24 protein-coding genes are annotated in these 25,070 nt (G+C 74.2%); 17 read left to right on the top strand and 7 right to left on the bottom strand.

The window, feature by feature from the left end; translation table 11 throughout:
• Positions 1–103: 103 nt before the first annotated feature.
• The gene (glmM, locus tag ACZ3IL_RS04230) at positions 104–1,462 is read left to right on the top strand and encodes a phosphoglucosamine mutase (RefSeq protein ID WP_467386369.1); all 1,359 of its coding nucleotides are present in this window, start codon (positions 104–106) and stop codon (positions 1,460–1,462) included.
• Between the two features lie 97 nt (positions 1,463–1,559).
• Here the strand turns inward: glmM and ACZ3IL_RS04225 are convergent, their stop codons facing one another.
• Positions 1,560–2,543, bottom strand: a complete 984-nt coding sequence (locus tag ACZ3IL_RS04225; protein WP_467386367.1) for a DUF389 domain-containing protein — start codon at positions 2,541–2,543, stop codon at positions 1,560–1,562.
• A 37-nt stretch (positions 2,544–2,580) separates the two neighbouring features.
• Complete coding sequence (coaA, locus tag ACZ3IL_RS04220) at positions 2,581–3,732, bottom strand: type I pantothenate kinase (RefSeq protein ID WP_467386365.1); 1,152 nt, start codon at positions 3,730–3,732, stop codon at positions 2,581–2,583.
• A gap of 171 nt (positions 3,733–3,903) precedes the next feature.
• On the opposite strand from coaA, the gene ACZ3IL_RS04215 reads away from it, so the two are divergent.
• The 8 genes from ACZ3IL_RS04215 (at position 3,904) to ACZ3IL_RS04180 (ending at position 12,614) form a co-directional block, all read left to right on the top strand.
• Positions 3,904–4,665: a hypothetical protein gene (locus tag ACZ3IL_RS04215; RefSeq protein WP_467386363.1), complete on the top strand. Its 762-nt coding sequence runs from the start codon at positions 3,904–3,906 to the stop codon at positions 4,663–4,665.
• 111 nt (positions 4,666–4,776) lie between these two features.
• Positions 4,777–6,624, top strand: a complete 1,848-nt coding sequence (gene glmS / locus ACZ3IL_RS04210; protein ID WP_467386361.1) for a glutamine--fructose-6-phosphate transaminase (isomerizing) — start codon at positions 4,777–4,779, stop codon at positions 6,622–6,624.
• 66 nt (positions 6,625–6,690) lie between these two features.
• A complete protein-coding gene (locus tag ACZ3IL_RS04205) occupies positions 6,691–7,059 on the top strand; it encodes a holo-ACP synthase (protein WP_467386359.1) in 369 nt (122 codons plus the stop codon).
• A gap of 583 nt (positions 7,060–7,642) precedes the next feature.
• Positions 7,643–9,094 (top strand): NAD(P)H-hydrate dehydratase, encoded by a 1,452-nt coding sequence (locus ACZ3IL_RS04200; protein WP_467386357.1) that lies wholly within the window; start codon positions 7,643–7,645, stop codon positions 9,092–9,094.
• Positions 9,095–9,369: 275 nt separating this feature from the next.
• A complete protein-coding gene (gene alr, locus ACZ3IL_RS04195; protein ID WP_467386355.1) occupies positions 9,370–10,518 on the top strand; it encodes an alanine racemase in 1,149 nt (382 codons plus the stop codon).
• Positions 10,519–10,530: 12 nt separating this feature from the next.
• Positions 10,531–11,781 (top strand): alpha/beta fold hydrolase, encoded by a 1,251-nt coding sequence (locus ACZ3IL_RS04190; RefSeq protein ID WP_467386353.1) that lies wholly within the window; start codon positions 10,531–10,533, stop codon positions 11,779–11,781.
• 10 nt (positions 11,782–11,791) lie between these two features.
• Entirely contained in the window at positions 11,792–12,316 is a 525-nt protein-coding gene (gene tsaE, locus ACZ3IL_RS04185) for a tRNA (adenosine(37)-N6)-threonylcarbamoyltransferase complex ATPase subunit type 1 TsaE (protein ID WP_467386351.1), read from the top strand.
• A 115-nt stretch (positions 12,317–12,431) separates the two neighbouring features.
• The gene (locus ACZ3IL_RS04180) at positions 12,432–12,614 is read left to right on the top strand and encodes a hypothetical protein (protein WP_467386349.1); all 183 of its coding nucleotides are present in this window, start codon (positions 12,432–12,434) and stop codon (positions 12,612–12,614) included.
• 96 nt (positions 12,615–12,710) lie between these two features.
• On the opposite strand, the gene ACZ3IL_RS04175 is transcribed toward ACZ3IL_RS04180, so the two are convergent.
• Positions 12,711–13,253 carry a L,D-transpeptidase gene (locus ACZ3IL_RS04175; protein ID WP_467386815.1) on the bottom strand — a complete coding sequence of 181 codons (543 nt, stop codon included), beginning with the start codon at positions 13,251–13,253 and terminating at the stop codon, positions 12,711–12,713.
• A 120-nt stretch (positions 13,254–13,373) separates the two neighbouring features.
• Between ACZ3IL_RS04175 and tsaB the strand changes: the two genes are divergently transcribed.
• The 5 genes from tsaB to ACZ3IL_RS04150 all read left to right on the top strand — a co-directional run bounded on the left by tsaB (position 13,374) and on the right by ACZ3IL_RS04150 (position 16,826).
• The gene (tsaB, locus tag ACZ3IL_RS04170; RefSeq protein WP_467386347.1) at positions 13,374–14,033 is read left to right on the top strand and encodes a tRNA (adenosine(37)-N6)-threonylcarbamoyltransferase complex dimerization subunit type 1 TsaB; all 660 of its coding nucleotides are present in this window, start codon (positions 13,374–13,376) and stop codon (positions 14,031–14,033) included.
• Between the two features lie 23 nt (positions 14,034–14,056).
• Positions 14,057–14,518: a ribosomal protein S18-alanine N-acetyltransferase gene (gene rimI / locus ACZ3IL_RS04165; RefSeq protein WP_467386813.1), complete on the top strand. Its 462-nt coding sequence runs from the start codon at positions 14,057–14,059 to the stop codon at positions 14,516–14,518.
• Positions 14,518–15,615, top strand: a complete 1,098-nt coding sequence (gene tsaD, locus ACZ3IL_RS04160) for a tRNA (adenosine(37)-N6)-threonylcarbamoyltransferase complex transferase subunit TsaD (protein ID WP_467386345.1) — start codon at positions 14,518–14,520, stop codon at positions 15,613–15,615. Before rimI ends, tsaD begins: the two co-directional genes overlap by 1 nt.
• An 11-nt stretch (positions 15,616–15,626) precedes the next feature.
• On the top strand, positions 15,627–15,872 hold the full coding sequence (locus ACZ3IL_RS04155; RefSeq protein ID WP_467386811.1) for a hypothetical protein: 246 nt from the start codon (positions 15,627–15,629) through the stop codon (positions 15,870–15,872).
• A 102-nt stretch (positions 15,873–15,974) separates the two neighbouring features.
• Positions 15,975–16,826: a polysaccharide deacetylase family protein gene (locus ACZ3IL_RS04150; protein WP_467386343.1), complete on the top strand. Its 852-nt coding sequence runs from the start codon at positions 15,975–15,977 to the stop codon at positions 16,824–16,826.
• A 304-nt stretch (positions 16,827–17,130) separates the two neighbouring features.
• Here the strand turns inward: ACZ3IL_RS04150 and ACZ3IL_RS04145 are convergent, their stop codons facing one another.
• Positions 17,131–18,318 (bottom strand): THUMP-like domain-containing protein, encoded by a 1,188-nt coding sequence (locus ACZ3IL_RS04145; protein WP_467386341.1) that lies wholly within the window; start codon positions 18,316–18,318, stop codon positions 17,131–17,133.
• Between the two features lie 108 nt (positions 18,319–18,426).
• On the opposite strand from ACZ3IL_RS04145, the gene ACZ3IL_RS04140 reads away from it, so the two are divergent.
• The 3 genes from ACZ3IL_RS04140 (at position 18,427) to groL (ending at position 22,089) form a co-directional block, all read left to right on the top strand.
• Positions 18,427–19,386: a polysaccharide deacetylase family protein gene (locus tag ACZ3IL_RS04140; protein WP_467386339.1), complete on the top strand. Its 960-nt coding sequence runs from the start codon at positions 18,427–18,429 to the stop codon at positions 19,384–19,386.
• Between the two features lie 648 nt (positions 19,387–20,034).
• On the top strand, positions 20,035–20,343 hold the full coding sequence (gene groES, locus ACZ3IL_RS04135; protein WP_190121666.1) for a co-chaperone GroES: 309 nt from the start codon (positions 20,035–20,037) through the stop codon (positions 20,341–20,343).
• A 117-nt stretch (positions 20,344–20,460) separates the two neighbouring features.
• On the top strand, positions 20,461–22,089 hold the full coding sequence (gene groL / locus ACZ3IL_RS04130; protein ID WP_388687863.1) for a chaperonin GroEL: 1,629 nt from the start codon (positions 20,461–20,463) through the stop codon (positions 22,087–22,089).
• A gap of 190 nt (positions 22,090–22,279) precedes the next feature.
• Here groL and ACZ3IL_RS04125 read toward each other — a convergent pair whose 3' ends face one another.
• From ACZ3IL_RS04125 to ACZ3IL_RS04115, 3 genes are read right to left on the bottom strand one after another with little or no spacing between them, the layout of a single operon-like run.
• Positions 22,280–23,299: a hydroxyacid dehydrogenase gene (locus tag ACZ3IL_RS04125; RefSeq protein WP_467386335.1), complete on the bottom strand. Its 1,020-nt coding sequence runs from the start codon at positions 23,297–23,299 to the stop codon at positions 22,280–22,282.
• A gap of 17 nt (positions 23,300–23,316) precedes the next feature.
• Positions 23,317–24,171 carry a carbohydrate ABC transporter permease gene (locus ACZ3IL_RS04120; protein ID WP_467386333.1) on the bottom strand — a complete coding sequence of 285 codons (855 nt, stop codon included), beginning with the start codon at positions 24,169–24,171 and terminating at the stop codon, positions 23,317–23,319.
• Positions 24,168–25,067 (bottom strand): carbohydrate ABC transporter permease, encoded by a 900-nt coding sequence (locus ACZ3IL_RS04115; RefSeq protein ID WP_467386331.1) that lies wholly within the window; start codon positions 25,065–25,067, stop codon positions 24,168–24,170. Before ACZ3IL_RS04115 ends, ACZ3IL_RS04120 begins: the two co-directional genes overlap by 4 nt.
• Between the last annotated feature and the right edge of the window lie 3 nt (positions 25,068–25,070).

Genomic DNA, 25,070 nt, shown 5'->3' with positions numbered 1-25,070 from the left:
CGTGCCGTCGGGGCGTACGTTTTTTCGTACTCTCCTTTCCTAAGCCTCTTTTTCATGGGCCTCTCTTTCACGGGCCCGGGCACGTCATTCTCGGAGGACAGCTGTGGGACGACTCTTCGGCACGGACGGCGTACGGGGCGTCGCCAACGCGGACCTGACGGCGGAGCTGGCGCTCGGCCTGTCGGTCGCGGCGGCGCACGTACTCGCCGAGGCGGGCACCTTCGAGGGCCATCGCCCGACCGCCGTGGTCGGCCGCGACCCGCGCGCGTCCGGAGAGTTCCTGGAGGCCGCCGTGGTGGCGGGGCTCGCCAGCGCCGGCGTCGACGTGCTGCGCGTCGGCGTCCTGCCGACCCCGGCCGTGGCCCACCTCACCGGCGTCCTCGGCGCCGACCTCGGCGTGATGCTCTCGGCGAGCCACAACGCCATGCCCGACAACGGCATCAAGTTCTTCGCGCGCGGCGGCCACAAGCTGGCCGACGAACTGGAGGACAGGATCGAAGCCGTGTACGAGGAGCACCGCACCGGTGCCCCCTGGGAGCGCCCGACCGGCGCCGGCGTCGGCCGGGTCCGCGACTACGACGAGGGCTTCGACACCTACGTCGCCCACCTCATCGCGGTCCTCCCCAACCGGCTCGACGGCCTCAAGGTCGTCCTGGACGAGGCCCACGGCGCCGCCTCCCGCGTCTCGCCCGAGGCCTTCTCCCGGGCCGGCGCCGAGGTCGTCACCATCGGCGCCCGGCCCGACGGCCTCAACATCAACGACGGCTGCGGCTCCACCCACCTGGACCTGCTCCGCGCCGCCGTCGTGGAGCACGGCGCCGACCTCGGCATCGCGCACGACGGCGACGCCGACCGCTGCCTGGCCGTGGACGCGGACGGCAACGAGGTCGACGGCGACCAGATCCTCGCCGTGCTCGCCCTCGCCATGCGCGAGGCCGGCACGCTGCGCGGCGACACCGTCGTCGCGACCGTCATGTCCAACCTGGGCTTCAAACTGGCCATGGAGCGCGAGGGCCTGACCCTCGTCCAGACGTCGGTCGGCGACCGCTACGTCCTGGAGGCCATGAAGGAGCACGGCTACGCGCTCGGCGGCGAGCAGTCGGGCCACGTCATCGTGCTCGACCACGCCACCACCGGCGACGGCACCCTCACCGGCCTCATGCTGGCCGCCCGGGTCGCCGCCACCGGCAGGCCGCTCGCGGAGCTCGCCGGGGTGATGGAGCGGCTGCCGCAGGTCCTCATCAACGTGAAGGACGTCGACAAGTCGCGCGTCGCCACCTCCGGCGACCTGGCCGCCGCCGTCACCGACGCCGAGCGCGAACTCGGCTCCACCGGCCGCGTCCTGCTCCGCTCCTCCGGCACGGAGCCGCTGGTCCGCGTCATGGTCGAGGCCGCCGACATCGAGCAGGCCCGCGCGGTCGCGGAGCGCCTCGCGGACGTCGTGAAGTCCGCGCTGGGATAACCGGTTCCGCCGCGGGGCAGCCTCCCCGCGGCACCGTCGTGCGCGGCGGCCCCGCCGTCCCGGGACCCGGGACGGCGGGGCCGCTTCCGTACCGGGCCTACCGCTTCGCCGTACGGCGGGGGCCCGCCGCGCGACGGGCGGGCGCCGTGCGGCGCCAGCGGCCGCGCTGGGTCCGCCACAGCGTCCTCTGCGCGTACAGCGTCACCGTCCCGGCGAGCACGATGCCGGTGAGGTTGAGCGCCAGCTGTTCGAGCGAGCCCCACATCTGGCCCAGGTCGCCGTAGGCGAGCGCCACCGCCGCGTTCGCGCCCGCCGGGACCGTCGTCACCGAGATCGCCACGCCCACCAGGGCCCCCGACTTCGCGGAGGTCAGGGAGAGCGTGCCGGCGACGCCCGCGAGCACCGCCACGACGAACGAGAACAGGTCCGGCTGCCAGATGAAGCGGGTGTTGGGGCGGTCCGCGTCCAGCTGGGCCCGGGTGAACAGGCCGGAGGCGTCCATCGCCAGGCTGAACAGGGTGGTGACGGCGATCGCCGCCGCGAACCCCACGAGCAGCGCGAGCAGCGAGCGCCCCACCGCCTTCGGGGAGCGCCGCACCACCCCCGTGAAGATCCCGGCGAGCGGGCCGAACTCCGGGCCCACCGCCATCGCGCCCACGATCAGGATCGCGTTGTCCAGGACGACGCCGCAGGCCGCGATCATGGTGGCCAGGACCATGAACGCGCAGTAGGTGAGCGAGAGCGTCGACTCCTCGTGCGTCGCCTCCGAGAGCTCCTCCCAGATCACCGCGTCGGCGGGGTCGCCGGGCGCCTCCGCCTCGGCCTCGTCGGCCCGCGCGGACAGCGTCAGGCCGATGTCCTGGACGGTGATCGCGCCGTCCCGGTCGATCCCGAGCCCGCGCAGCTCGTTCAGCAGTTCGTCGCCCGCCTCGCGGGCCACGTCGCACGTCACCAGGTCCCCGGCCGGGTCGCGGGCCGCGCCGGGGACGACCACCAGGTGGGCGGTCCCGACGGTCGACTCGATCAGGCCGACCGTGGCCGGGGTGCGGGCGGGAGGGACGATCATCCGCAGATGCAGCATGCGGAGAGCTTACGGAGGGCCCGGCCGGGCGGCGGGGTCAGAGCTTGCGGAGGCTCAGCCGCTGCACCTTGTGGTCGGGGCCCTTGCGGACCACCAGGGTCGCCCGGCCGCGCGTGGGCGCGACGTTCTCCAGGAGGTTCACCTTGTTGATGGTCCGCCACATGGTGCGCGCGTAGTCGAAGGCCTCCTCCTCGGAGACCTGGGTGTAGCGCCGGAAGTACGAGGACGGGTCCTGGAACGCGGTGTCGCGGAGCTTGCGGAAGCGGTTGAGGTACCACCGCTCGATGTCCTCCGGCCGCGCGTCCACGTACACCGAGAAGTCGAAGTAGTCGGCGAGGCCGACGCGGGTGCGGCCGTCCTTGCCGGGCAGGGCCGGCTGGAGGACGTTCAGGCCCTCCACGATGAGGATGTCCGGGCGGCGCACGACGAGCCGTTCGCCGGGCACGCGGTCGTAGATCAGGTGCGAGTAGACCGGGGCCGAGACCTCGTCCCTGCCCGCCTTGATGTCCGCGACGAACCGGGTCAGGGCCCGGCGGTCGTACGACTCGGGGAAGCCCTTGCGGGACATCAGGCCGCGCGCCTTCAGCTCCTCCATCGGGTAGAGGAAGGCGTCCGTGGTCACCAGCTCCACGCGCGGGTGCTCCGGCCAGCGGGCGAGGAGGGCCTGCAGGAGGCGGGAGACCGTGGACTTGCCGACGGCGACCGAACCGGCGACCCCTATGACGAAGGGGGTCCCGCGCTGCTCGGCGCTCTCGCCGAGGAAGGTGTTCAGGGCGCCGCGCAGACCGCTGGTGGCCTGCACGTACAGGTTCAGCAGCCGGGACAGCGGCAGGTAGACGTCCCGCACCTCGTCGAGGTCGATGACGTCCCCGAAGCCGCGCAGCCGCTCCACCTCCTCGGCGGTGAGCGGCAGGGGCGTCTTGTCGCGCAGGGCGCTCCATTCGGCGCGGGTGAGGTCGACGTAGGGGGTGGTGGCCTCGGAGGGGCGGCGGTGGCCGGCCCGGGGGCCTTCCCCGGCTCCGGCGTCGTCGTGGGGGGCTTCCCCGGCTGCGGCGTCGCCGCGGGGGGCGTCTCCGGTCCCGGCGTCGTCGCGGGGACCGTCCTCGTGCGGGGGGCCGCCTCCGTCGGAGGGACCGTTCCCGTCGGCGGGGCCGTCCCCGTGGGGGCTTCGTGGCGGCGAAGTGATCACACCGCCATTGTCGGGGGTCGGGGGCGGCCGTGGGTGGTGGGGTCGGTCACGCGGCCCGGGGGTTGGTCCGGTCGGCGGAGGTGGGGGATCATGCGGGGGCCGCGTGTGCACGCACTTCACGCGGGGGGAGCCGCCACGGGGCGGCACGAAGAGAAGCAGAGAGCCACACGCATGCGCACGTCCATCCGCACCGCCGCCGTCGCCACCACCGCCGTCTCCCTCGCACTGCTCGTCACCGCCTGCGGCGGGACGAAGAGCGACGACGGGGGCAAGGGCAAGGAGAGCGCCCCCGCCGCCTCCGCCACGTCCGAGGCGCCCGCCGAGGCGCTGTCCGCCGCCGAGCTGGAGAAGCTGATCCTGGCGAAGGGCGACGTCGAGGGCCACCAGGTGCAGAAGGCCGGTGCGAAGGACGTCGTGGCGGCCGACAAGATCACCACCGACAAGGCCGCCTGCACGCCGATCGCCCACGCCATGTCCTTCGTCTCGCCCGGCTCGCCCGCCGCGTCCGCGCGGCGCAGGGTGATGGAGGAGCCGAAGAAGGACGCGACGGCCTCCCCGGAGGACGCGCTCCGCAACGGGCTCGGCGTCCGGATCACCGCCCTGACGCTCGGCTCGTACGACGGCAAGGGCGCCCAGGACGCCTTCGCCTCCGTGAAGAAGGCCGGCACCGACTGCGCCGGCGGCTTCACGGTGAACCACCTCACGGAGAAGACCAAGGTCGCCAAGGTCGCCCCGGAGAGCGTCACCGCCGGTGATGAGGCGGTCGCCTTCACCGTCACCTCCGACATGGAGGGCGAGCCGTTCGTCAGCAAGCTCGTCGTCGTCCGCAAGGGCAACACGCTCGCGTCCTTCTCGACCGTCAGCGCGGCCCCCGGCGGGACCAAGGAGCTCCCGAAGGCGGTCGTGGACGCGCAGGTCGCCAAGCTGGGCTGAACCGGCCGCGTCCGGGGGCCGTCCTCCGGCCGGAGCGCCGCGCGACACGGGCCCGCGCCCGTCCCGCGCCGTCTCCGGCCGGTGGGGCGCCTTCCGCCGTAGTCTTCCGACATGTGCGGAATCGTGGGATACGTCGGCGGGCAGTCGGCACTTGATGTGGTGGTCGCGGGCCTCAAGCGGCTCGAATACCGGGGCTACGACTCGGCCGGCGTCGCGGTCCTCTCCGACGGGGGACTCGCCGCGGCCAAGAAGGCGGGCAAGCTCGTCAACCTGGAGAAGGAGCTTGGCGAACGGCCCCTGGCCGACGGCTCCGTGGGCGTCGGGCACACCCGCTGGGCCACCCACGGCGGCCCGACCGACGCCAACGCGCACCCGCACCTGGACAACGCCGGGCGGGTCGCCGTCGTCCACAACGGCATCATCGAGAACTTCGCCGCGCTCCGCGAGGAGCTGGCGGAACGCGGTCACGACCTGGCCTCCGAGACGGACACCGAGGTCGTCGCGCACCTCCTCGCCGAGGAGTTCTCCTCCGCCGGGGACCTGGCGGAGGCCATGCGCCTGGTGTGCCGGCGGCTCGACGGGGCGTTCACCCTGGTCGCCGTGCACGCCGACCAGCCGGACGTGGTGGTCGGGGCCCGCCGGAACTCGCCGCTCGTCGTCGGCGTCGGCGAGGGCGAGAACTTCCTCGCCTCCGACGTGTCCGCCTTCATCGCCCACACCCGTTCCGCGATCGAACTGGGCCAGGACCAGGTGGTCGAGCTGACCCGGGACGGCGTCGCCGTCACCGACTTCGACGGGGTCCCCGCCGACGTGCGGGCCTACCACGTGGACTGGGACGCCTCCGCCGCCGAGAAGGGCGGCCACGACCACTTCATGCTCAAGGAGATCGCCGAGCAGCCCAAGGCCGTCGCGGACACCCTCCTCGGCCGGATCGACGCCTCCGGCCGGCTCACCCTGGACGAGGTGCGCATCCCCGCCGCCGTGCTCCGCGAGGCCGACAAGGTGGTCGTCGTCGCCTGCGGCACCGCCTTCCACGCCGGGCTCATCGCCAAGTACGCCATCGAGCACTGGACCCGCGTCCCCTGCGAGGTGGAGCTGGCCAGCGAGTTCCGCTACCGGGACCCGATCCTCGGCCCGCGCACCCTGGTCGTCGCGATCTCGCAGTCCGGCGAGACCATGGACACCCTGATGGCGGTCCGGCACGCGCGCGAGCAGGGCGCGAAGGTCCTCGCCGTCTGCAACACCAACGGATCGACCATCCCGCGCGAGTCCGACGCCGTCCTCTACACGCACGCCGGTCCCGAGGTCGCCGTCGCCTCCACCAAGGCGTTCCTGACCCAGCTCGTCGCCTGCTACCTGCTGGCGCTCTACCTCGGACAGGTGCGCGGCACCCAGTGGGGCGACGAGATCCGGTCCGTCGTCCGCGAGCTGTCCCGCATGGGGGACGAGGTCGAACGCGTCCTGGAGACGATGGAGCCCGTCCGGGCCCTGGCCCGCTCCCTCGCCCACAAGGACACGGTCCTCTTCCTCGGCCGGCACGTCGGCTATCCGGTGGCCCTGGAGGGCGCGCTGAAGCTGAAGGAGCTGGCGTACATGCACGCCGAGGGCTTCGCGGCCGGCGAGCTCAAGCACGGGCCGATCGCCCTCGTCGAGGAGGACCTGCCGGTCGTGGTCGTGGTGCCGTCGCCCAGGGGCCGCTCCGTCCTCCACGACAAGATCGTCTCCAACATCCAGGAGATCAGGGCGCGCGGCGCCCGCACGATCGTGATCGCGGAGGAGGGCGACGAGAGCGTGGTCCCGTACGCCGACCACCTCGTCCGCGTCCCCGCGACGCCTACGCTGCTCCAGCCGCTGGTCGCCACGGTGCCGCTCCAGGTCTTCGCCTGCGAGCTCGCCACGGCGCGGGGCAACGAGGTGGACCAGCCGCGCAACCTGGCCAAGTCCGTGACCGTGGAGTGAGGGTCCCGAGCGGGGGACCCGGGAGTGAGGGGACCCCCGCACGGGGGCCCCGGGAGTGAGTGGGAAATGATCATCGGGGTGGGGATCGACGTGGCCGAGATCGACCGTTTCGCCGCGTCGATCGAGCGGACGCCGGGGCTGCTCGGGCGCCTCTTCGTCGAGGGGGAGCTGCTGCTCCCCGGCGGCGAACGGCGCGGGACCGCCTCGCTCGCGGTGCGGTTCGCCGCGAAGGAGGCCCTGGCGAAGGCGCTCGGCGCGCCGGCCGGGCTGCACTGGACGGACGCCGAGGTGTACGTCGAGGAGACGGGCCGGCCGAGGCTGCGGGTCCGGGGGACGGTGGCGGCGCGGGCGGAGGAGCTGGGCGTGCGGCACTGGCACGTCTCGCTGAGCCATGACGCGGGGGTGGCGTCGGCGGTGGTGATCGCGGAGGGATGAGCCCTCGCGCGCGTGCCCGGTTCCGTGCTCCGGGCCGAACCGGCCCGACGGGGTGAGTCTTCGCGCGTGCCCGGCCCCGCGCTCCGGGCCGAACCGGCGCTCGCGGTGGGCCCTCGCGCACGTGGAGCCGGGGCCAGTGGGTGTCGACGGTCGCCCGGCCCGACGGGGCGGGCCGCCGCGCGTGGGCCGGGCCGTCCCTCAGGCCTCCCACCCGCGTCCTTCGGGGGTGGACCCTCGCCGCAGGCCGGGCGGGGTCCGGCTCGTGCGCGCACGGCATCCCGCCGCGTCCCCGGCCGTTCGGCTGTCGCACGTCTGGACGACCGTCCCCGACCGACGTCCTCGCCGGCCGCGTCCCCGGCCGTTCGGCTGCCGCGTACGCGCGACCCGGGGCCCGGCCGTCTGTGACGGCCGGGCCCCGGGTCGTACGGCGCGCGGCTGCCAGGGCCGGCGGCGGATGATCGCGCCGCGCGCCTGGGCACTTCGGGAACGAGTGCCTTAGGTAAGCCTTACCTTAGTTCTATGCGTGACGGTACGTCAACCCGTCCCCGGGCGTGCCCCCGGCCGCTGCGGCAGACTGCTGCCCATGCGTACCGCTTACCGCGTGGAGACCGTACGGGCCGCCGAGGCCGCCCTCATGGCCCGCCTTCCGGAGGGCGCCCTGATGGGGCGGGCCGCCGCCGGGCTCGCCGCCGCCTGCTGCTCACTGCTCGGGAGGGGGCGGGTGTACGGGGCCCGGGTCGTCCTGCTCGTGGGGAGCGGCGACAACGGCGGCGACGCGCTGTACGCCGGGGCCCGGCTCGCCCGGCGCGGCGCGGGCGTGACCGCCGTGCTGCTCGGCGCGCGCGCCCACGAGGGCGGGCTCGCGGCGCTCCGGGCGGCGGGCGGGCGGACCGCCGACGAGCCGTTCGGGCCGCTCGCCGAGGCCGACCTCGTCCTCGACGGGATCACCGGCATCGGCGGACGGGGCGGGCTGCGGCCCGACGCCGTCCCCGTCGCCCGGGCCGCCCGCGGCTCCGGGGCCGTCGTGGTCGCCGTCGACCTGCCGAGCGGCGTCGACGCCGACACCGGGGAGGTCGCGGGAGAGGCGCTGCGGGCCGATGTGACGATCACCTTCGGGACGTACAAGCCGGGACTCCTCGTCGACCCGGCACGGGAGTACGCGGGCGCGCTGCGCCTCGTGGACATCGGGCTCGGCGCGACCCTGCCGGGGGTGCCGGACCTCGAAGCGCTCCAGCACGAGGACGTGGCGCGGCTCCTGCCGGTACCGGGCGCCGAGAGCGACAAGTACCGGCGCGGCGTCGTCGGCGTCGCCGCCGGCTCCGACCGCTATCCCGGCGCCGCCGTCCTCGCGGTCGCGGGGGCACTGCGGGGCGGGGCGGGGGCCGTGCGGTACGCCGGGACCGGCGGGGACGCGGTGCTCGCCGCGCACCCCGAGACCCTGGTGCACGCGGGTCCGCCGCGGAAGGCCGGGCGGGTGCAGGCCTGGGCCGTCGGACCGGGGCTCGGCGAGGAGGCCGGGGCGCGGGCGGCGGTGGCCGACGTCCTCGCCTCGGACGTGCCGGTCCTGGTCGACGCGGACGGGCTGCGGGGGCTCGACCCGGCGGCGGTGCGGGGCCGCGACGCCCCCACCCTCCTCACCCCGCACGCGGGCGAGGCGGCGGCGCTGCTCGGCGCCGCGCGGGAGGAGGTCGAGGCGGGACGCCTCGCGGCGGTGCGGGAACTGGCGGACCGGTTCGGCGCGACGGTCCTCCTGAAGGGCTCCACGACGCTGGTGTGCGGGCCGGAGGGCGGTCCCGTACGGGTGAATCCCACCGGGACGCCCTGGCTGGCCACGGCCGGGAGCGGCGACGTCCTCTCCGGCCTCGCGGGCTCCCTCCTCGCGGCGGGCCTCCCGCCGCTGGACGCGGCCTCCTGCGCCGCCTACCTCCACGGCCTGGCGGCACGCCTCGCCGCGTCGCGGGGGACCCCGGTCACGGCGACGGACGTGGCGGGCTCCCTGCGGGAGGCGTGGCGGGACGTGACGGAACCGGCGTAGGACCCGCCCCTTCCCGTCCGGCCCGAACGGCGGGTGGCGGGCGCCGGGGTTCCGGGCGTTCCCGGGCAGGTGACGGGCGCCGGGGTTCCGGGCGTTCCCGGGAGGGTGGCCGACACCGGGGTCCCAGGCGCTCCCGGGAAGGTGACGGGCGCCGGGGTTCCGGGCGTTCCCGGGAAGGTGGCGGGCGCCAGGATTCGGGGCGTTCCCGGGAGGGTGACCGGGGCTACACCCGGCGGAAACGGGCCCGGGGGTCCGCACCTGAGAGACTGTGCCCGATGACTGAGACACCGCCGCCCCGCAGAGCCCGCGCCGAGATCGACCTCGGCGCGCTGCGTGCGAACGTCCGCACGCTGCGCGCCCGTGTCGCCCCCCACGTCCGGATCATGGCCGTGGTCAAGGCCGACGCGTACGGACACGGCGCCCTGCGCTGTGCCCGCGCCGCCCTGGACGCGGGCGCGGACTGGCTCGGCACGGCCACCCCGCACGAGGCGCTGGCCCTGCGGGCCGCCGGGATCACGGACGTGCCCGTCATGTGCTGGCTCTGGACCCCGGGGGACCCGTGGGACCGGGGCATCGAGGCCGGGCTCGACATGTCCGTGAGCGGGATGTGGGCCCTGGAGGAGGTCACCGCGGCCGCGCGGGCCACCGGGAGGACGGCCAGGGTCCAGCTCAAGGCCGACACCGGCCTCGGCCGCAACGGCTGCCAGCCCGCCGACTGGCCCGAACTCGTCGGCGCCGCCCTCAAGGCCGAGGCCGACGGTCTCCTCAAGGTGACCGGGCTCTGGTCGCACCTCGCCTGCGCCGACGAGCCCCACCACCCCTCCGTCGCGGCCCAGCTCGACGTCTTCCGCTCGATGCTCGACCACGCGGAGCGGGCCGGCGTCGAGCCCGAGGTGCGGCACCTCGCCAACTCGCCGGCCACCCTCACCCTCCCCGACACCCACTTCGACATGGTCCGGCCCGGCATCGCGATGTACGGCATCTCGCCCAGCCCCGCGCTCGGCACCTCCGCCGAACTCGGCCTGCGGCCCGTCATGTCGCTCAGGGCGGGCGTCGCGCTCGTCAAGCGGGTCCCGGCCGGGCACGGCGTGAGCTACGGCCACCACTACGTCACCGACCGCGAGACCACCCTCGGCCTCGTCCCCCTCGGATACGCCGACGGCGTCCCCCGGCACGCCTCCGGGCGCGGCCCCGTCCTCGTCGGGGACGCCGTCCGCACGGTCGCCGGCCGCGTCGCCATGGACCAGTTCGTGGTCGACCTCGGCGGGGACACCCCCGAGCCCGGCACCGAGGCCGTGCTCTTCGGCCCCGGCGACCGGGGCGAACCGACCGCCGAGGACTGGGCGGTGGCCGCCGACACCATCGCGTACGAGATCGTCACCCGGATCGGGGCGCGCGTCCCGCGCGTCTACCTGGACGACTGAGGGGGAGGGGCCGTGGGGGAGTCCAGCAACGGCGGCGCCTGGCGGCGCGCCGGGTTCGCCGGTGTCGCGCTGGGCGTCCTGGCGGCCGGGGCCGCCGCCGGCGTCGCCGTCGAACGGCTCACCGTCGGCCGCTCCGTGCGCCAGAAGGCGCGGCTCGCCCTGGACGCCACCGGTCCCTACGGCGGACTGCGCGGCACCCCGGGCCGGGCGCTCGCGGACGACGGCACCGTCCTCTACTACGAGGTCGATGAAGTCGGCGAGTTCAGTGCGACGGCCGGGACGGGCGGGACGAGCGGGGCCGACGAGCCCGGCGGAGCCGGCCGGTCCGGCACGGACGCCGCGTCCGCCCGCCGCCGTCACCTCCTCGGGACCGGGGAACCCTCCCCCGTCACCGTCGTCTTCAGCCACGGCTACTGCCTCAACCAGGACTCCTGGCACTTCCAGCGGGCCGCCCTGCGCGGCCTCGTGCGGACCGTCCACTGGGACCAGCGCAGCCACGGCCGCTCCGGCCGGGGCGTCGCCCAGGACGGCCCGGCCGGCGAGCCCGTCTCCATCGACCGGCTCGGCCGCGACCTCGGGGCCGTCATCGAGGCGGCCGCCCCCGAGGGCCCCCTCGTCCTCGTCGGGCACTCCATGGGCGGCATGACGGTGATGGCGTTCGCCGAGCAGTACCCGGAGGTGATGCGCGACCGTGTCGCCGGCGTCGCCTTCGTCGGCACCTCGGCCGGAAAGCTGAACGAGGTGACGTACGGCCTCCCCGTCATGGGCGCCAACGCGGCCCGGCGCGTCCTGCCGGGCGTCCTGCGCGCGCTCGGCGCCCGGACGGAGCTGGTCGAGCGCGGCCGCCGGGCGACGGCGGACCTCTTCGCCGGGCTGATCAAGAGGTACTCGTTCGCCTCGGAGGACGTGGACCCGGCGGTCGCCCGCTTCGCGGAGCGCATGATCGAGTCCACTCCCATCGACGTCGTCGCCGCCTTCTACCCGGCCTTCGCCGAGCACGACAAGACCGCCTCCCTGCCCGCCCTCCGGGGCCTGCCGGCGCTGGCGCTCGCGGGGGAACGGGACCTCATCACCCCCAGCTCCCACACCGAGGCCATCGCCGCCCTGCTCCCCGGCGCGGAGCTGGTGATCGTCCCCGACGGGGGCCACCTGGTGATGCTGGAACACCCGGAGACCGTCACCGACCGGCTGGTGGACCTGCTCGTGCGGGCCGGGGCCGGACCGGGGGCGACGGCGGCGGAGGCGGGCGCCGGCAAGGGCTAAATTGGCGGGTATGGAAGCAGCGCACCCGTCCGCAGCCGGTGGCACCCCGTCCGTGTCCGAGGCCACCCTCTCCGTCGACTCCCCCCAGCGCATGCAGGACCTGGGCCGCCGGCTCGCGAAGGTCCTCCGCCCCGGCGACCTCGTCATGCTCACCGGCGAACTGGGCGCCGGGAAGACCACCCTCACCCGCGGCCTCGGCGAGGGACTGGGGGTGCGCGGCGCCGTCACCTCGCCGACCTTCGTCATCGCCCGCGTCCACCCGTCCCTGGTCGGCGGCCCGGCCCTGGTCCACGTGGACGCGTACCGCCTCGGCGGCGGCCTCGACGAGATGGAGGACCTCGACCTGGACGTCTCGCTGCCCGAGTCCGTCGTCGTCGTGGAGTGGGGCGACGGCAAGGTCGAGGAGCTGACCGACGACCGGCTGCACCTCCTGATCCACCGGGTCACCGGCGACACCGACGACGACCGGCGCACGGTCGTGCTGCGCGGTGTCGGCGCCCGCTGGGCCGGGGAGGACCTCGACGCCCTCCGGTAGGCCCGTCGTCCGTAGGTTCCGACGACGTGTCGGCAAAATGTTGCGCGGGCCGTACGTGCCGTGGTGACATGGAGGCACGAGCTGGTTAGGTGTACCTAACCTACGGGAGGCAGGCATGGCGAGGCCGAAGCACGCGGAACCCGGTCGGGAGCACGTCCCGATGAGCGAACTGCTGGCGTCCTGCGCGGCCGCCCGTGCCCTGTCGACCCCGCCGCGCCGGCGGTACGAGGACGACGAGCGCGACGAGCGCGGCGCGTACGCGCCCGCGGGGGACGGGAAGGCCGCCGAAGCGGCGTAGCCCCGCACGCTCCCGCCGGGGCCCGGGGAGTCCCGGTCCCGCCACGGGCGCGGGACTCCGGCTCGGCGCGCGGGCGCAGGAGCGCGGACGCGGGGGTCAGGCGACGACGACGACCTTCGCGCCGATCACCGCGAACGCCCACAGCGCGTCCCCGTCGGCCCGCTTCATGCGGACGCCGCCGGTCCTCTTCGACGGGTCCGGGGACGGCGTCGAGCCGTCCACCGCCGCGCTGAAGCCGATCGCCACGTCCTGGACGGTCGCGAACCGCACCACGTGCTCGATCTGCACGCCGTCCGAGCCCCGCACGGAGCCGGACCGCGAGGTCACCGCGTACGTCCCCGGGGCCGGGGAGACCGTGCTCGGCATCACCGGGAAGGTGCGGGTGACCTTGCCCTTCCCGTTCACCAGCCACACCCGGCGCCCGGCCGGCGAATACACGACCCGCTCGCCGGCGCCCGAGTTCGCCGGCAGCGCCAGCGGGTCCCTGACCGGCCGCTTCGGGCCGCCGCTCGGGGAGACCGAGGGGGCCGCCGCGCTCGGTGCCGGGGGCTTCGCCGACACGTCGGCGGGGGCGTTGGCCGACGCCTGGTAGGCGAGGAAGCAGACCGCGGCGACCGCCGCCGCCGTGAGCCCGGCCACGAATCCCGAGCTGCTCCGTGCCACCGTGCCCACCTCTCGTACGAACGTGTCGAAGGGTGACGGTAGCAGCCGGTGCTCCGGGGTTCGGGGCAGCGTGCCCGGGAGCCGTAGGCTGTTCGCGTGCTGTTGCTCGCCATGGATACCGCCACCCCCGCCGTCACCGTCGCCCTCCACGACGGCGAGGCCGTCGTCGCCTCGTCGTGCCAGGTCGACGCCCGCCGCCACGGGGAGCTGCTGATGCCCGCCGTGGACCGGGTCCTCCGGGAGGCCGGACTGACCCTGGACGCGGTCACCGGCCTCGTCGTCGGCGTCGGCCCCGGCCCCTACACCGGCCTGCGCGTCGGCCTCGTCACCGCCGCGGCCTTCTCGTCCGCGCTCGGCGTGCCCGTGCACGGCCTGTGCACCCTCGACGGCCTCGCGTACGCCTCCGGGATCGACGGGCCCTTCGCCGTCGCCACGGACGCCCGCCGCAAGGAGGTCTACTGGGCGCGGTACGACGACTCCCGCACCCGCGTGACCGACGCCGCCGTCGACCGGCCCGCCGACATCGCCGGCGCGCTCGCCGGGCTCCCGGTCGTCGGCGCGGGCGCCCGCCTCTACCCCGGGGACTTCCCCGACGCCCGCGACCCCGAGCACCAGTCGGCCGCCGCGATCGCCGCCCTCGCGGCGGAGAGGCTGGCGGCCGGGGACGCCGGGGGCTTCCTGGACCCGCTGCCGATGTACCTGCGCCGCCCCGACGCCCAGGTGCCCAAGAACTACAAGGTGGTCACGCCCAAGTGACCGGCGGCGCGGAACTGCGCGAGATGCGCTGGTGGGACATCGAACCGGTGCTCGCCCTGGAGGGCGAGCTGTTCCCCGAGGACGCCTGGTCGGAAGGGATGTTCTGGTCGGAGCTCGCGCACGCGCGCGGCCCGGGCGCCACGCGCCGGTACGTCGTGGCGGAGGACCCCGGCGGCAGGCTCGTCGGGTACGCCGGACTCGCCGCCGCCGGCGGCCTCGGGGACGTGCAGACCATCGCCGTCGCCCGCGACCAGTGGGGCACGGGCCTCGGCGCCCGGCTCCTCACCGACCTTCTCCAGCACGCCACCGCCTTCGAGTGCGACGAGGTCCTGCTCGAAGTGCGCGTGGACAACACCAGGGCCCAGAAGCTCTACGAGCGCTTCGGCTTCGAGCCCATCGGATTCCGGCGGGGCTACTACCAGCCGGGGAACATCGACGCGCTCGTGATGCGACTGACCGTTCAAGGAACCGGGACCGATATCTGATGGCTGCTGACGAACCGCTGGTGCTCGGCATCGAGACCTCCTGCGACGAGACCGGCGTCGGCATCGTCCGGGGAACCACCCTCCTCGCGGACGCCGTCGCCTCCAGCGTCGACACCCACGCCCGCTTCGGCGGCGTCGTGCCCGAGATCGCCTCCCGCGCCCACCTGGAGGCCATGGTCCCGACGATCGAGCGCGCGCTGAGGACCGCCGGGATCTCCGCCCGGGACCTCGACGGCGTCGCCGTCACCGCCGGGCCCGGCCTCGCGGGCGCGCTGCTCGTCGGCGTCTCGGCGGCCAAGGCGTACGCCTACGCCCTCGGCAAGCCGCTCTACGGCGTCAACCACCTCGCCTCGCACATCTGCGTCGACCAGCTGGAGCACGGGAAGCTGCCCGAGCCGACGATGGCCCTCCTGGTCTCCGGCGGCCACTCCTCGCTGCTGCTCTCCGCCGACATCACCTCCGACGTCCGGCCGATGGGCGCCACCATCGACGACGCGGCCGGCGAGGCCTTCGACAAGATCGCCCGCGTCCTCGACCTCGGCTTCCCCGGCGGACCGGTCATCGACCGGCTCGCCAGGGAGGGCGACCCGGCCGCCATCGCCTTCCCGCGCGGCCTGAGCGGCCCCAGGGACCCGGCGTACGACTTCTCCTTCTCCGGCCTGAAGACCGCCGTGGCCCGCTGGATCGAGGCGAAGAAGGCGGCCGGCGAGGAGGTGCCGGTGCGGGACGTGGCCGCGTCGTTCCAGGAGGCGGTCGTGGACGTGCTCACCCGCAAGGCCGTCCGGGCCTGCAAGGACGAGGGCGTCGACCACCTGATGATCGGCGGCGGCGTGGCGGCGAACTCGCGGCTCCGGGCCCTCGCCCAGGAGCGCTGCGACCGCGCCGGAATCCGGCTGCGGGTGCCCCGGCCGGGCCTGTGCACCGACAACGGCGCGATGGTCGCGGCCCTCGGCGCGGAGATGGTCGCCCGCAACCGGGCCGCCTCCGACCTGGAGCTGTCGGCGGACTCGTCGCTGCCGGTGACGGACCCGCACGTGCCGGGCGCCCACCACCACGACCACGTGCACGAGACCGGCGAGGAGAACCTGTACCCGTGAGGCTCACGCTGATGTGGGAGGCGCGGGCCGCGCGGGGCCGGGGCGCCGAACTCCTGGAATGGGCCCGGGAACGGTCCCGGGTCCTCGCCCGCGAGCCGGTGCGCCGGGAGGTCTTCCGGGCGCCCCAGGACCGGGTCCTCGTCCTCACCTGGTGGGAGGCGGAGACGTTCGGCGCCGAGCTGCCGGAACTGCCGGAGCCGGACGCGGAGCTGATCAGCCGTCCGGTCCACCGCTGGCGGTTCGAGGCGGTGGAGTAGCCCCCTCCTCCCGTGCGGCCGCCCCGGCCGCACGGGGAGTCGGATCGGACACACGGACGCCGTTCGGGCAACCTTTCGACGCGCGGGGGCATCTCCCCGCGCGTGAAGAAGACGATCGCGCTCTGGGCGGCCCTGACCGCCTCGGCCCTGCTGGTGACCGGCTGCACGGCGCAGCACCCCGCCGCGCCCGCGCCCGCGTCCGCGCCCGCCCCGAGGACGTCGTCCGTCCCCTCGCCCGCGCCCCCGGCCGGGGCCCCGGCGGCCCCCGGGACCGCCGCCGCGTACCGCGCGTGGGGACTCGAACCCCTCCCGGCGCCGCCCGCCCCGCCGGCGGTGAAGCCGGTGGTCCGGCGGGCGGGGCAGCCGGTGCCGGTGATCAGCGAGATCCCCACCCGGGAGAAGATCGTCTTCCTCACGATCGACGACGGGGCGGAGAAGGACCCCCGCTTCGTCACGATGATGAAGGACCTCGGAATCCCCTTCACCATGTTCCTCACCGACGCGGCCGTCCGCGCCGACTACGGGTACTTCGACCCGCTGGTCGCCCAGGGCCACGGCGTCGCCAACCACACCCTCACCCACCCGAACCTGCGCACCCTCTCCCCGGACGCCCAGCGCCGGGAGATCTGCGGCCAGCAGAGGAAACTGGCGGACCGGTACGGCAGGACCCCGCGCCTCTTCCGCCCGCCGTACGGCAACTGGAACGAGGCCACGCGCACGGCGGCCGGGGCGTGCGGGGTGGACGCGATCGTGCTGTGGCGCGAGTCCATGCAGATCAAGAACATGCAGTACCAGCGCGGCGACCGGAAGCTCCACCCCGGCGACATCGTCCTCGCCCACTTCCGGGGCCCCTCCGAGCTCAAGGGCCGCACGATGACCGAGATGACGGCCACCCTGCTGCGCCGCATCCGGGAGCAGGGCTTCACGGTGGCGCGCCTGGAGGACTACGTCTGAGGTCCTTCCGGGCGCGGTGCCGACGGGGGCGGTTCCCGTTCGTCGTAGGAGCGGAAGGCGGGGGAAGGCCCCGCCGCCGCATCCGCGAGGAGAGAGCGAGCGGGCGCTGCCGCTCGGGCGGGCGCGGGAGACGGGCGCGGGAGACGGGCGCGGCCCGTACGGCGCCCGGCCGCGCGGCCCCGCCCTGAGGCCTCCCGCGTGGCGCCGTTCTGAGGCCTCCCGCGCCGCCCCGTCCTGAGCCCTCCCGCGCCGCCCCGTCCCGAGGCCTCCCGCCGGCCGGTGCCGTCCCCCGCCGCGGTGCGGCTCACCGCTCGCCGGCCGGCCGGGCGGGGCTTCCGATCAGCATCGCCGGGGCCCCCGCGACCCGGGTGAGCAGCACCGTCGCCGCGTGGGGGCCCTTCGGCCTCACCTTGCGCCGGACCTCCTCGGGTTCGACCGCCGAGCCGCGCTTCTTCACCGTCAGGGTGCCGACCTCGCGCTCCCGCAGCAGCGCCTTCAGCTTCTTGAGGTTGAAGGGGAGCACGTCGGTGATCTCGTACGCGGCGGCGTACGGGGTGGGGACGAGCGCGTCCGCCGTGACGTACGCGATCGTCTCGTCGATCAGGCCGCCGTCCAGCTCCTCCGCCACCTCGGCGACGAGGTGCGCGCGGATCACGGCGCCGTCCGGTTCGTACAGGTAACGGCCGACCGGCCGGACCGCCGGGTCGGGCAGCCCGCGTCCGGTGAGGCCCGCGCCGGAGGGCAGCAGGGTGGCCCGGCGCGCGCCGGGCTCCGTGCCGAACCAGAGCACGGCCTCCTTCACGTCCCCGCCGTCCGAGATCCACTCGGCCTCGGCCTCCGCCGGAACGGCCTCGTGCGGGATGCCCGGGGCCACCTTCAGGGCGGCGTGCGGGGCCTTCCGGGCCGCCTCGACGGCCCAGGACAGCGGCGGCGAGTACGCCTCCGGGTCGAAGATCCTGCCCCGGCCGCCGCGCCGCGCCGGGTCCACGAAGACGGCGTCGTACGGGCCGGTGTCGATCTCGGTCACGTCCGCGCACCGGACCTCGATCAGGCCGGACAGGCCGAGCGCCTCGGCGTTGGCGCGGACCGCCTCGGCGGTCAGCGGGTCGCGGTCGACGGCGAGGACGGAGATCCCGGCGCGGGCGAGGGCGATCGCGTCGCCGCCGATCCCGGAGCACAGGTCCGCCACGCTGCCGACGCCCAGCGCCTTCATCCGGGCCGCCCGGTGCGCCCCGACCGGGGCGCGGGTCGACTGTTCGACGCCGTTCGGCGTGAAGTACATCCGGAACGCGTCCTCCGCCCCGAACTTCGCCACCGCCCGCTGCCGCAGCCGTGCCTGGCCGAGCGCGGCCGTGACCAGCTCGACCGGGTGGTCGCGGCGCAGCCGGGAGGCCACGGCCAGCTCCCGGGCGGGGTCGTGGTCGCGCAGGGCGGTGAGGAGCGCCTGCCCCTCGGGGGTGAACAGGGCGGCGAAGGAGGCGAGGTCGGTCACCGCCCCATTGTGGTCCCTGGAGGGCTGTGGGCCGGCCGGGGGACGGCGGGCGCGGTACGGCGGTGTCGCGGGCCCGGAAGGGTTCCCGCGCTGACAGGATGCGGCGCCATGCAGCTCGTACGACAAAAGGAAGAAAAGATGGCAAAGGGCGCGCATCGATCCCGCCGGACGTCCGGGGCGGCGCTCGTCGTCGCCGCCCTCGCCGCCGTCGCCACGGCCTGCTCCGGGGCCGCCGCTCCGGACCGCGCCGCGCCGCCCGCCCCCGCCGCCGGCCAGCAGGCCGCGAAGCAGGGGGCCGAACGGAAGGCGGCCCCCCGGACGCGGGCCGAGGAACTCCGCGCCCAGCGGGCCGCCCGCGTGCTCGCCGCCCGGAAGTGGGGCCTCGCGAAACCCCCGCTCGAAGCGCCCGCCCCGCCGGCCGTCAAGCCGCGGATCAGCACCCGCAAGGGGTTCGAGACGAAGAGCGACGGCATGCCGCCCGTCTTCACCACCGTGCCGACCAAGGAGAAGGTCGTCTTCCTGACGATCGACGACGGCGCGGAGAAGGACCCCGAGCTGCTGCGGATGATGGACGAGCTCCGGCTGCCGTACAGCGCCTTCCTCAGCGACTACGTCGTCAGCGACGACTACGCCTACTTCTCCCGCATGCAGAAGTCCCAGAAGGGCGGGGTCGCCCTCCACAACCACACCCTCCACCACCGCTACCTGCCCGGCCTCTCGTACGACGAGCAGAAGCACGAGATCTGCGGCATGCAGGAGGTCATGGAGAAGAAGTTCGGCAAGCGGCCCGAACTCTTCCGCCCGCCGTACGGCAACTACAACGACGACACGCTGCGCGCGGCCAGGTCCTGCGGCATCAGGGCGGTCCCGCTCTGGGCGGCCGAGGCCTTCCCCGACCGCATGGAGTGGCGCGAGTGGGACCGGGACCTGCACCCCGGGGACATCGTGCTCACCCACTTCCGGGGCAAGGAGGACTGGGACGGCAGCATGGCCGACATGGTCCGCCACGTGATGAACGTGATCACGGCCAAGGGGTACGCGGTGGCGAAGCTGGAGGACTACGTGTGAGACCGGTGAGGTGCGGGTGGCGGCGGACCGCCGCCGCCCTGGCCGTGACCGGCTCGCTCCTCGCCCTCCCGGCCTGCTCCTCCCCGGTCGACCCGATCGAACGGCTCGGCCGGAAGGCGGCGGAACGGATGGGGCCCCGCTCCCCGGAGCCGCCCGCCCCGGCGTCCGCCCGTGCGGGGGCCCGGGGGAGCGGCGGAGAACGGCGCTGCGGGAACGCGGGGGGTCCCCGTACGGGAGGCGGAGAGGGAACCCGTACGGAAAGCGTGGAGGAGACCCGTACGGGAGGCGGGGGAGAGGCCCGTACGGGAGGCGGGGGAGAGGTCCGTACGGGAGGCGGGGGAGAGGCCCGTACGGGAGGCGGGGGAGAGGTCCGTACGGGAGGCGGGGGAGAGGTCCGTACGGGGAGCGAGGGGGAGCGATCCTCCGCGGGAGGACCCCGCACGAGCGCGCCCCCGATCACGCCACGGAGCGATCAATTGGCACTCCGCTTGACCGAGTGCTAATCGCGGCCATAGTCTCGGCTCTGGCACTCCCCACCGGAGAGTGCCAACACAGCGACGGGCAGGTCCGGCACCCGCGACGACGGATCCACCTGGTTCGCCACCTCAGACAGTCAACCCCGTGATCTCCGAAGGGGGAGGTCGGATCGTGACGACCACCAGCTCCAAGGTTGCCATCAAGCCGCTCGAGGACCGCATCGTGGTCCAGCCGCTCGACGCCGAGCAGACCACCGCCTCTGGCCTGGTCATCCCGGACACCGCCAAGGAGAAGCCCCAGGAGGGCGTCGTCCTGGCCGTGGGCCCGGGCCGCTTCGAGAACGGCGAGCGCCTGCCGCTCGACGTCAAGACCGGCGATGTCGTGCTCTACAGCAAGTACGGCGGCACCGAGGTGAAGTACAACGGCGAGGAGTACCTCGTCCTCTCGGCCCGCGACGTGCTCGCGATCATCGAGAAGTAGTTCACCGAAGTACCGAAGTACCTGAAGCAGATGCTTTGAGCTGCGCCCCGAGGCCCCTTCCAGGCGCCCCGGGGCGCGGTTCGTTCCACCCGATTCCGAGAGGGCTGAACCGCTCCCATGGCGAAGATCCTGAAGTTCGACGAGGACGCCCGTCGCGCCCTTGAGCGCGGCGTCAACAAGCTTGCCGACACGGTGAAGGTGACGATCGGCCCCAAGGGCCGCAACGTCGTCATCGACAAGAAGTTCGGCGCCCCCACCATCACCAACGACGGTGTCACGATCGCCCGCGAGGTCGAGATCGAGGACCCGTACGAGAACCTCGGCGCCCAGCTGGTGAAGGAGGTGGCGACCAAGACCAACGACATCGCGGGCGACGGCACCACCACCGCCACCGTGCTCGCCCAGGCGCTCGTCCGCGAGGGCCTGCGCAACGTGGCCGCCGGCGCCTCCCCGGCCGCCCTGAAGAAGGGCATCGACGCCGCCGTCAAGGCCGTGTCCGAGGAGCTGCTCGCCACCGCGCGCCCGATCGACGACAAGTCCGACATCGCCGCCGTCGCCGCGCTCTCCGCGCAGGACCAGCAGGTCGGCGAGCTCATCGCCGAGGCGATGGACAAGGTCGGCAAGGACGGCGTCATCACCGTCGAGGAGTCCAACACCTTCGGCCTGGAGCTCGACTTCACCGAGGGCATGGCCTTCGACAAGGGCTACCTGTCCCCGTACATGGTGACCGACCAGGAGCGCATGGAGGCCGTCCTCGACGACCCCTACATCCTGATCCACCAGGGCAAGATCTCCTCGATCCAGGACCTGCTCCCGCTCCTGGAGAAGGTCATCCAGGCCGGCGCCAGCAAGCCGCTCCTGATCATCGCCGAGGACGTCGAGGGCGAGGCCCTGTCGACCCTGGTCGTGAACAAGATCCGCGGCACCTTCAACGCCGTGGCCGTCAAGGCCCCCGGCTTCGGCGACCGCCGCAAGGCGATGCTCGGCGACATGGCGACGCTGACCGGCGCCACCGTCATCGCCGAGGAGGTCGGCCTCAAGCTCGACCAGGCCGGCCTGGACGTGCTCGGCACCGCCCGCCGCGTCACGGTCACCAAGGACGACACCACCATCGTCGACGGTGGCGGCAACTCCGAGGACGTGCAGGGCCGCGTCAACCAGATCAAGGCCGAGATCGAGTCCACCGACTCCGACTGGGACCGCGAGAAGCTCCAGGAGCGCCTCGCGAAGCTGGCCGGCGGCGTGTGCGTGATCAAGGTCGGCGCCGCCACCGAGGTGGAGCTGAAGGAGAAGAAGCACCGTCTGGAGGACGCCATCTCCGCGACCCGCGCCGCGGTCGAGGAGGGCATCGTCTCCGGTGGTGGCTCCGCGCTCGTCCACGCCGTCAAGGTCCTGGAGGGCAACCTCGGCAAGACCGGCGACGAGGCCACGGGTGTCGCGGTCGTCCGCCGCGCCGCCGTCGAGCCGCTGCGCTGGATCGCCGAGAACGCCGGCCTGGAGGGCTACGTCATCACCTCCAAGGTGGCGGAGCTCGACAAGGGCCAGGGCTTCAACGCCGCGACCGGCGAGTACGGCGACCTGGTCAAGGCCGGCGTCATCGACCCGGTGAAGGTGACGCGCTCCGCCCTGGAGAACGCCGCCTCGATCGCCTCCCTCCTCCTCACCACCGAGACCCTCGTGGTGGAGAAGAAGGAAGAGGAGCCGGCGGACCACGGCCACGGCCACGGTCACGGCCACTCCCACTGAGGCGCGTAACTGACCACTGAGGCCCGGTGCCCCCGTCGCGGGGGCACCGGGCCTCGGTGTTTTCGGCGTTCGCGGTGTTCTCGATGGTCCCGGCGTTCGCGGTTTCGGTTTCCCGCGGCACCGGACGGCCCCGGCGGCCCGGACGCGCCGTACCGCCGCCGTCCTCCCGGAAGCGCCCGGCCCCGCCCGGCTACGCGGACCGCCGGAGGTCCGACGCCCGCACCTCCTCCGCGAACGCCTCCCCCCGTACGTACCGCTCCACCTCGTCCACCGCCCGGTCCGCCATCCGGTGCAGTTCGTTGCCGAGCGAGCCGGCCACGTGCGGGGTGAGGAGGACGTTCGGAAGGGTGTAGAGGGGGGAGTCCGGCGGGGGGACCTCCGGGTCCGTGACGTCGAGGACCGCGTGGAGGCGGCCCGCGACGAGGTGGGGGAGGAGGGCCGCCTCGTCCACCAGGGAGCCCCGGGAGGTGTTGATCAGGGTCGTCCCGTCCGGCATCGCCGCGAGCTGCGCCGCGCCGATCATGCGGTACGTGGACGGGAGCTGCGGCGCGTGGACCGAGACGACCGTGCTGCGGGCGCAGAGTTCGTCCAGGCCCACGAGTTCCGTACCCGGGGGCGGGGCCTCGGCGTACGGGTCGTACAGCAGGACCTCGAAGTCGAAGGGGCGCAGGAGGTCGATCACCCGGCGGCCGATGCGGGAGGCGCCGACGATGCCGACCGTGCGGCGGTAGTTGCCCCGGCCGGCGGACTCGGCGAGCCAGTCGTGGCCGGCGCGGAGCCCGGCGTACCGCCGGGCCGAGTCCAGGACGCCCTTCCCGGCGAAGAGGATCGCGGCGAGCGTGTACTCGGCGACCGGCAGCGCGTTGGCGGCGGCGGCCGAGGTGACCCTCAGCCCCCGCTCCCAGCAGGCGTCGGTGACGTGGTGCTTGACCGATCCGGCCGCGTGGACGACGGCCCGCAGCCGGGGCGCCCGGTCCAGGACCTCCGGGGTGAGCGGGGTCGCCCCCCAGCAGGTGAGCAGGATCTCGGCCTCCGCGAGCGCGGCGGCGGTCCGCTCGTCCGGGGCGGCGAGGTCGTGGGCGACGAGGTGCGGGTCGGTGCGGGTCAGGGCCGCGAGGCGGGTCCGGTGGGCCTCGGTGAGCAGGCGTCCGGCGACGCCCCCGCCCATCGCGAGGAGCAGGGAGGGGCGGGGGTCGGTGGCGGGGTGCATCGGGGAACCGGCCTTCCTCACTTGACGCTGCCGGCGGTCAGGCCGGCCTTCCAGTGGCGCTGGAGGGAGACGAAGGCGAGGACGAGGGGGAGGACGGCGAGCAGGGAACCGGTGACGACGAGGGGGTAGTAGTCGGGTTCGGCGTGGGCGTTGCTGTTCCACGCGTACAGGCCGAGGCTCAGCGGGTACAGCTTCTGGTCGGACAGCATCACCAGGGGGAGGAAGAAGTTGTTCCAGACGGCGGTGAACTGGAAGAGGAAGACGGTCACGAAGCCGGGCATGACCATGCGCAGACCGATCGACCAGAAGACGCGCAGCTCGCCCGCCCCGTCGATGCGGGCCGCCTCCAGGGCCTCGTCGGGGACGTAACCGGCGCAGAAGACCCGGGAGAGGTAGACGCCGAAGGGGTTGACGAGGACGGGGATCAGCACGGCCCAGTAGGTGTTGACGAGGCCGATCTCGCTGGCCAGGAGGTACATCGGCAGGGCGAGCGCGGTGGTGGGGACGAGCACGCCGAGGAGGACGAGGCCGAACAGCTTCTCCCTGCCCCGGAAGTCGTAGACGTGGAAGGCATATCCGGCGGCGACGCTGACCAGGGAACAGGCGAGGGCGCCGAACCCGGCGTAGAGGAGGCTGTTCAGGTACCAGTGGAAGTAGACGCCGTCGTTGTACTCGGCGAGCCGGGAGAGGTTGCCGCCCAGGTCGAAGCCCTCGAAGGAGAAGGCGTTCCCGGCGAGGAGGCCGCCGGCGTCCTTGGTGGCGGCGGTCAGCAGCCAGACGAGCGGGAAGAGCATGTAGACGGTGGCGAGCGCGAGCGCGCCGTTGACGGCCGTCTTGGAGAGCCAGCGGTGGTCGCGGCGGGGGCCGTTCACGCGGTGCGCTCCTTCCGGGCCGCCCGGCGGCCGGTCAGTCGCGTCACCGCGAACGAGAGCAGGGCCGCCGTCAGGGCGAGGAGCACGGAGGCCGCCGCGGCGAGGCCGTAGTCGTTGCGGTCGAAGGCTGCGGTGTACGCGTACATGTTCGGCGTCCAGGTGGAGGTGACGGCGGAGCCGGTGCCCCTGTTGAGGATGAGCGGCTCGGTGAAGAGCTGGAGGGAACCGATGACCGTGAAGAGGCCGACCATCGCCAGCGACGCCTTGACGAGCGGCACCTTGATGGCGAACGCGGTCCGCCAGGCGCCCGCCCCGTCGACGGTGGCCGCTTCGAGGACGGAGCGGTCGATCGCCTGGAGGGCGGCGTAGAAGATCACCATGTTGTAGCCGAGCCACTCCCACAGGGCGATGTTGACGACGGAGGGGAGGGCGCCTCCGGGGGAGAAGAAGTCGAAGCCGACGCCGCCGGCCTCCATGGCCCGGACGACCGGGCTGAGCTGGGGCGTGTAGAGGTACACCCAGATCAGGGCGGCGATGATGCCGGGGACGGCGTGCGGCAGGAAGAGCGCGAGCTGGAAGAAGCGGCGGGCGCGGGCGAGCGCCGAGTCCAGCAGGAGGGCGAGGCCGAGGGCCCCGGCGAGCAGCAGGGGGATGTAGAGGAGGCAGTAGCCGAGCAGGACGCCGAAGCCCTCGCGGAAGGCCCGGTCACCCAGTGCCGCCGCGTAGTTGTCGAGGCCGCTGAAGACGGTCTCGGAACCGCCGAAGCCCAGTCCGGACTGCTTCTCGGTGAAGAGGCTGAGCCAGACCGCGTATCCGATCGGCACCACCATCACCGCGGTGAAGAGCAGGAAGAAGGGCGCCAGCAGGATCGTGGCGGCACGGGTGCGGGCCTTCACGCG

It is taken from the genome of Streptomyces sp. NPDC014907 (genome assembly GCF_055562975.1).
This window is presented reverse-complemented; position numbering and strand designations above follow the sequence as displayed.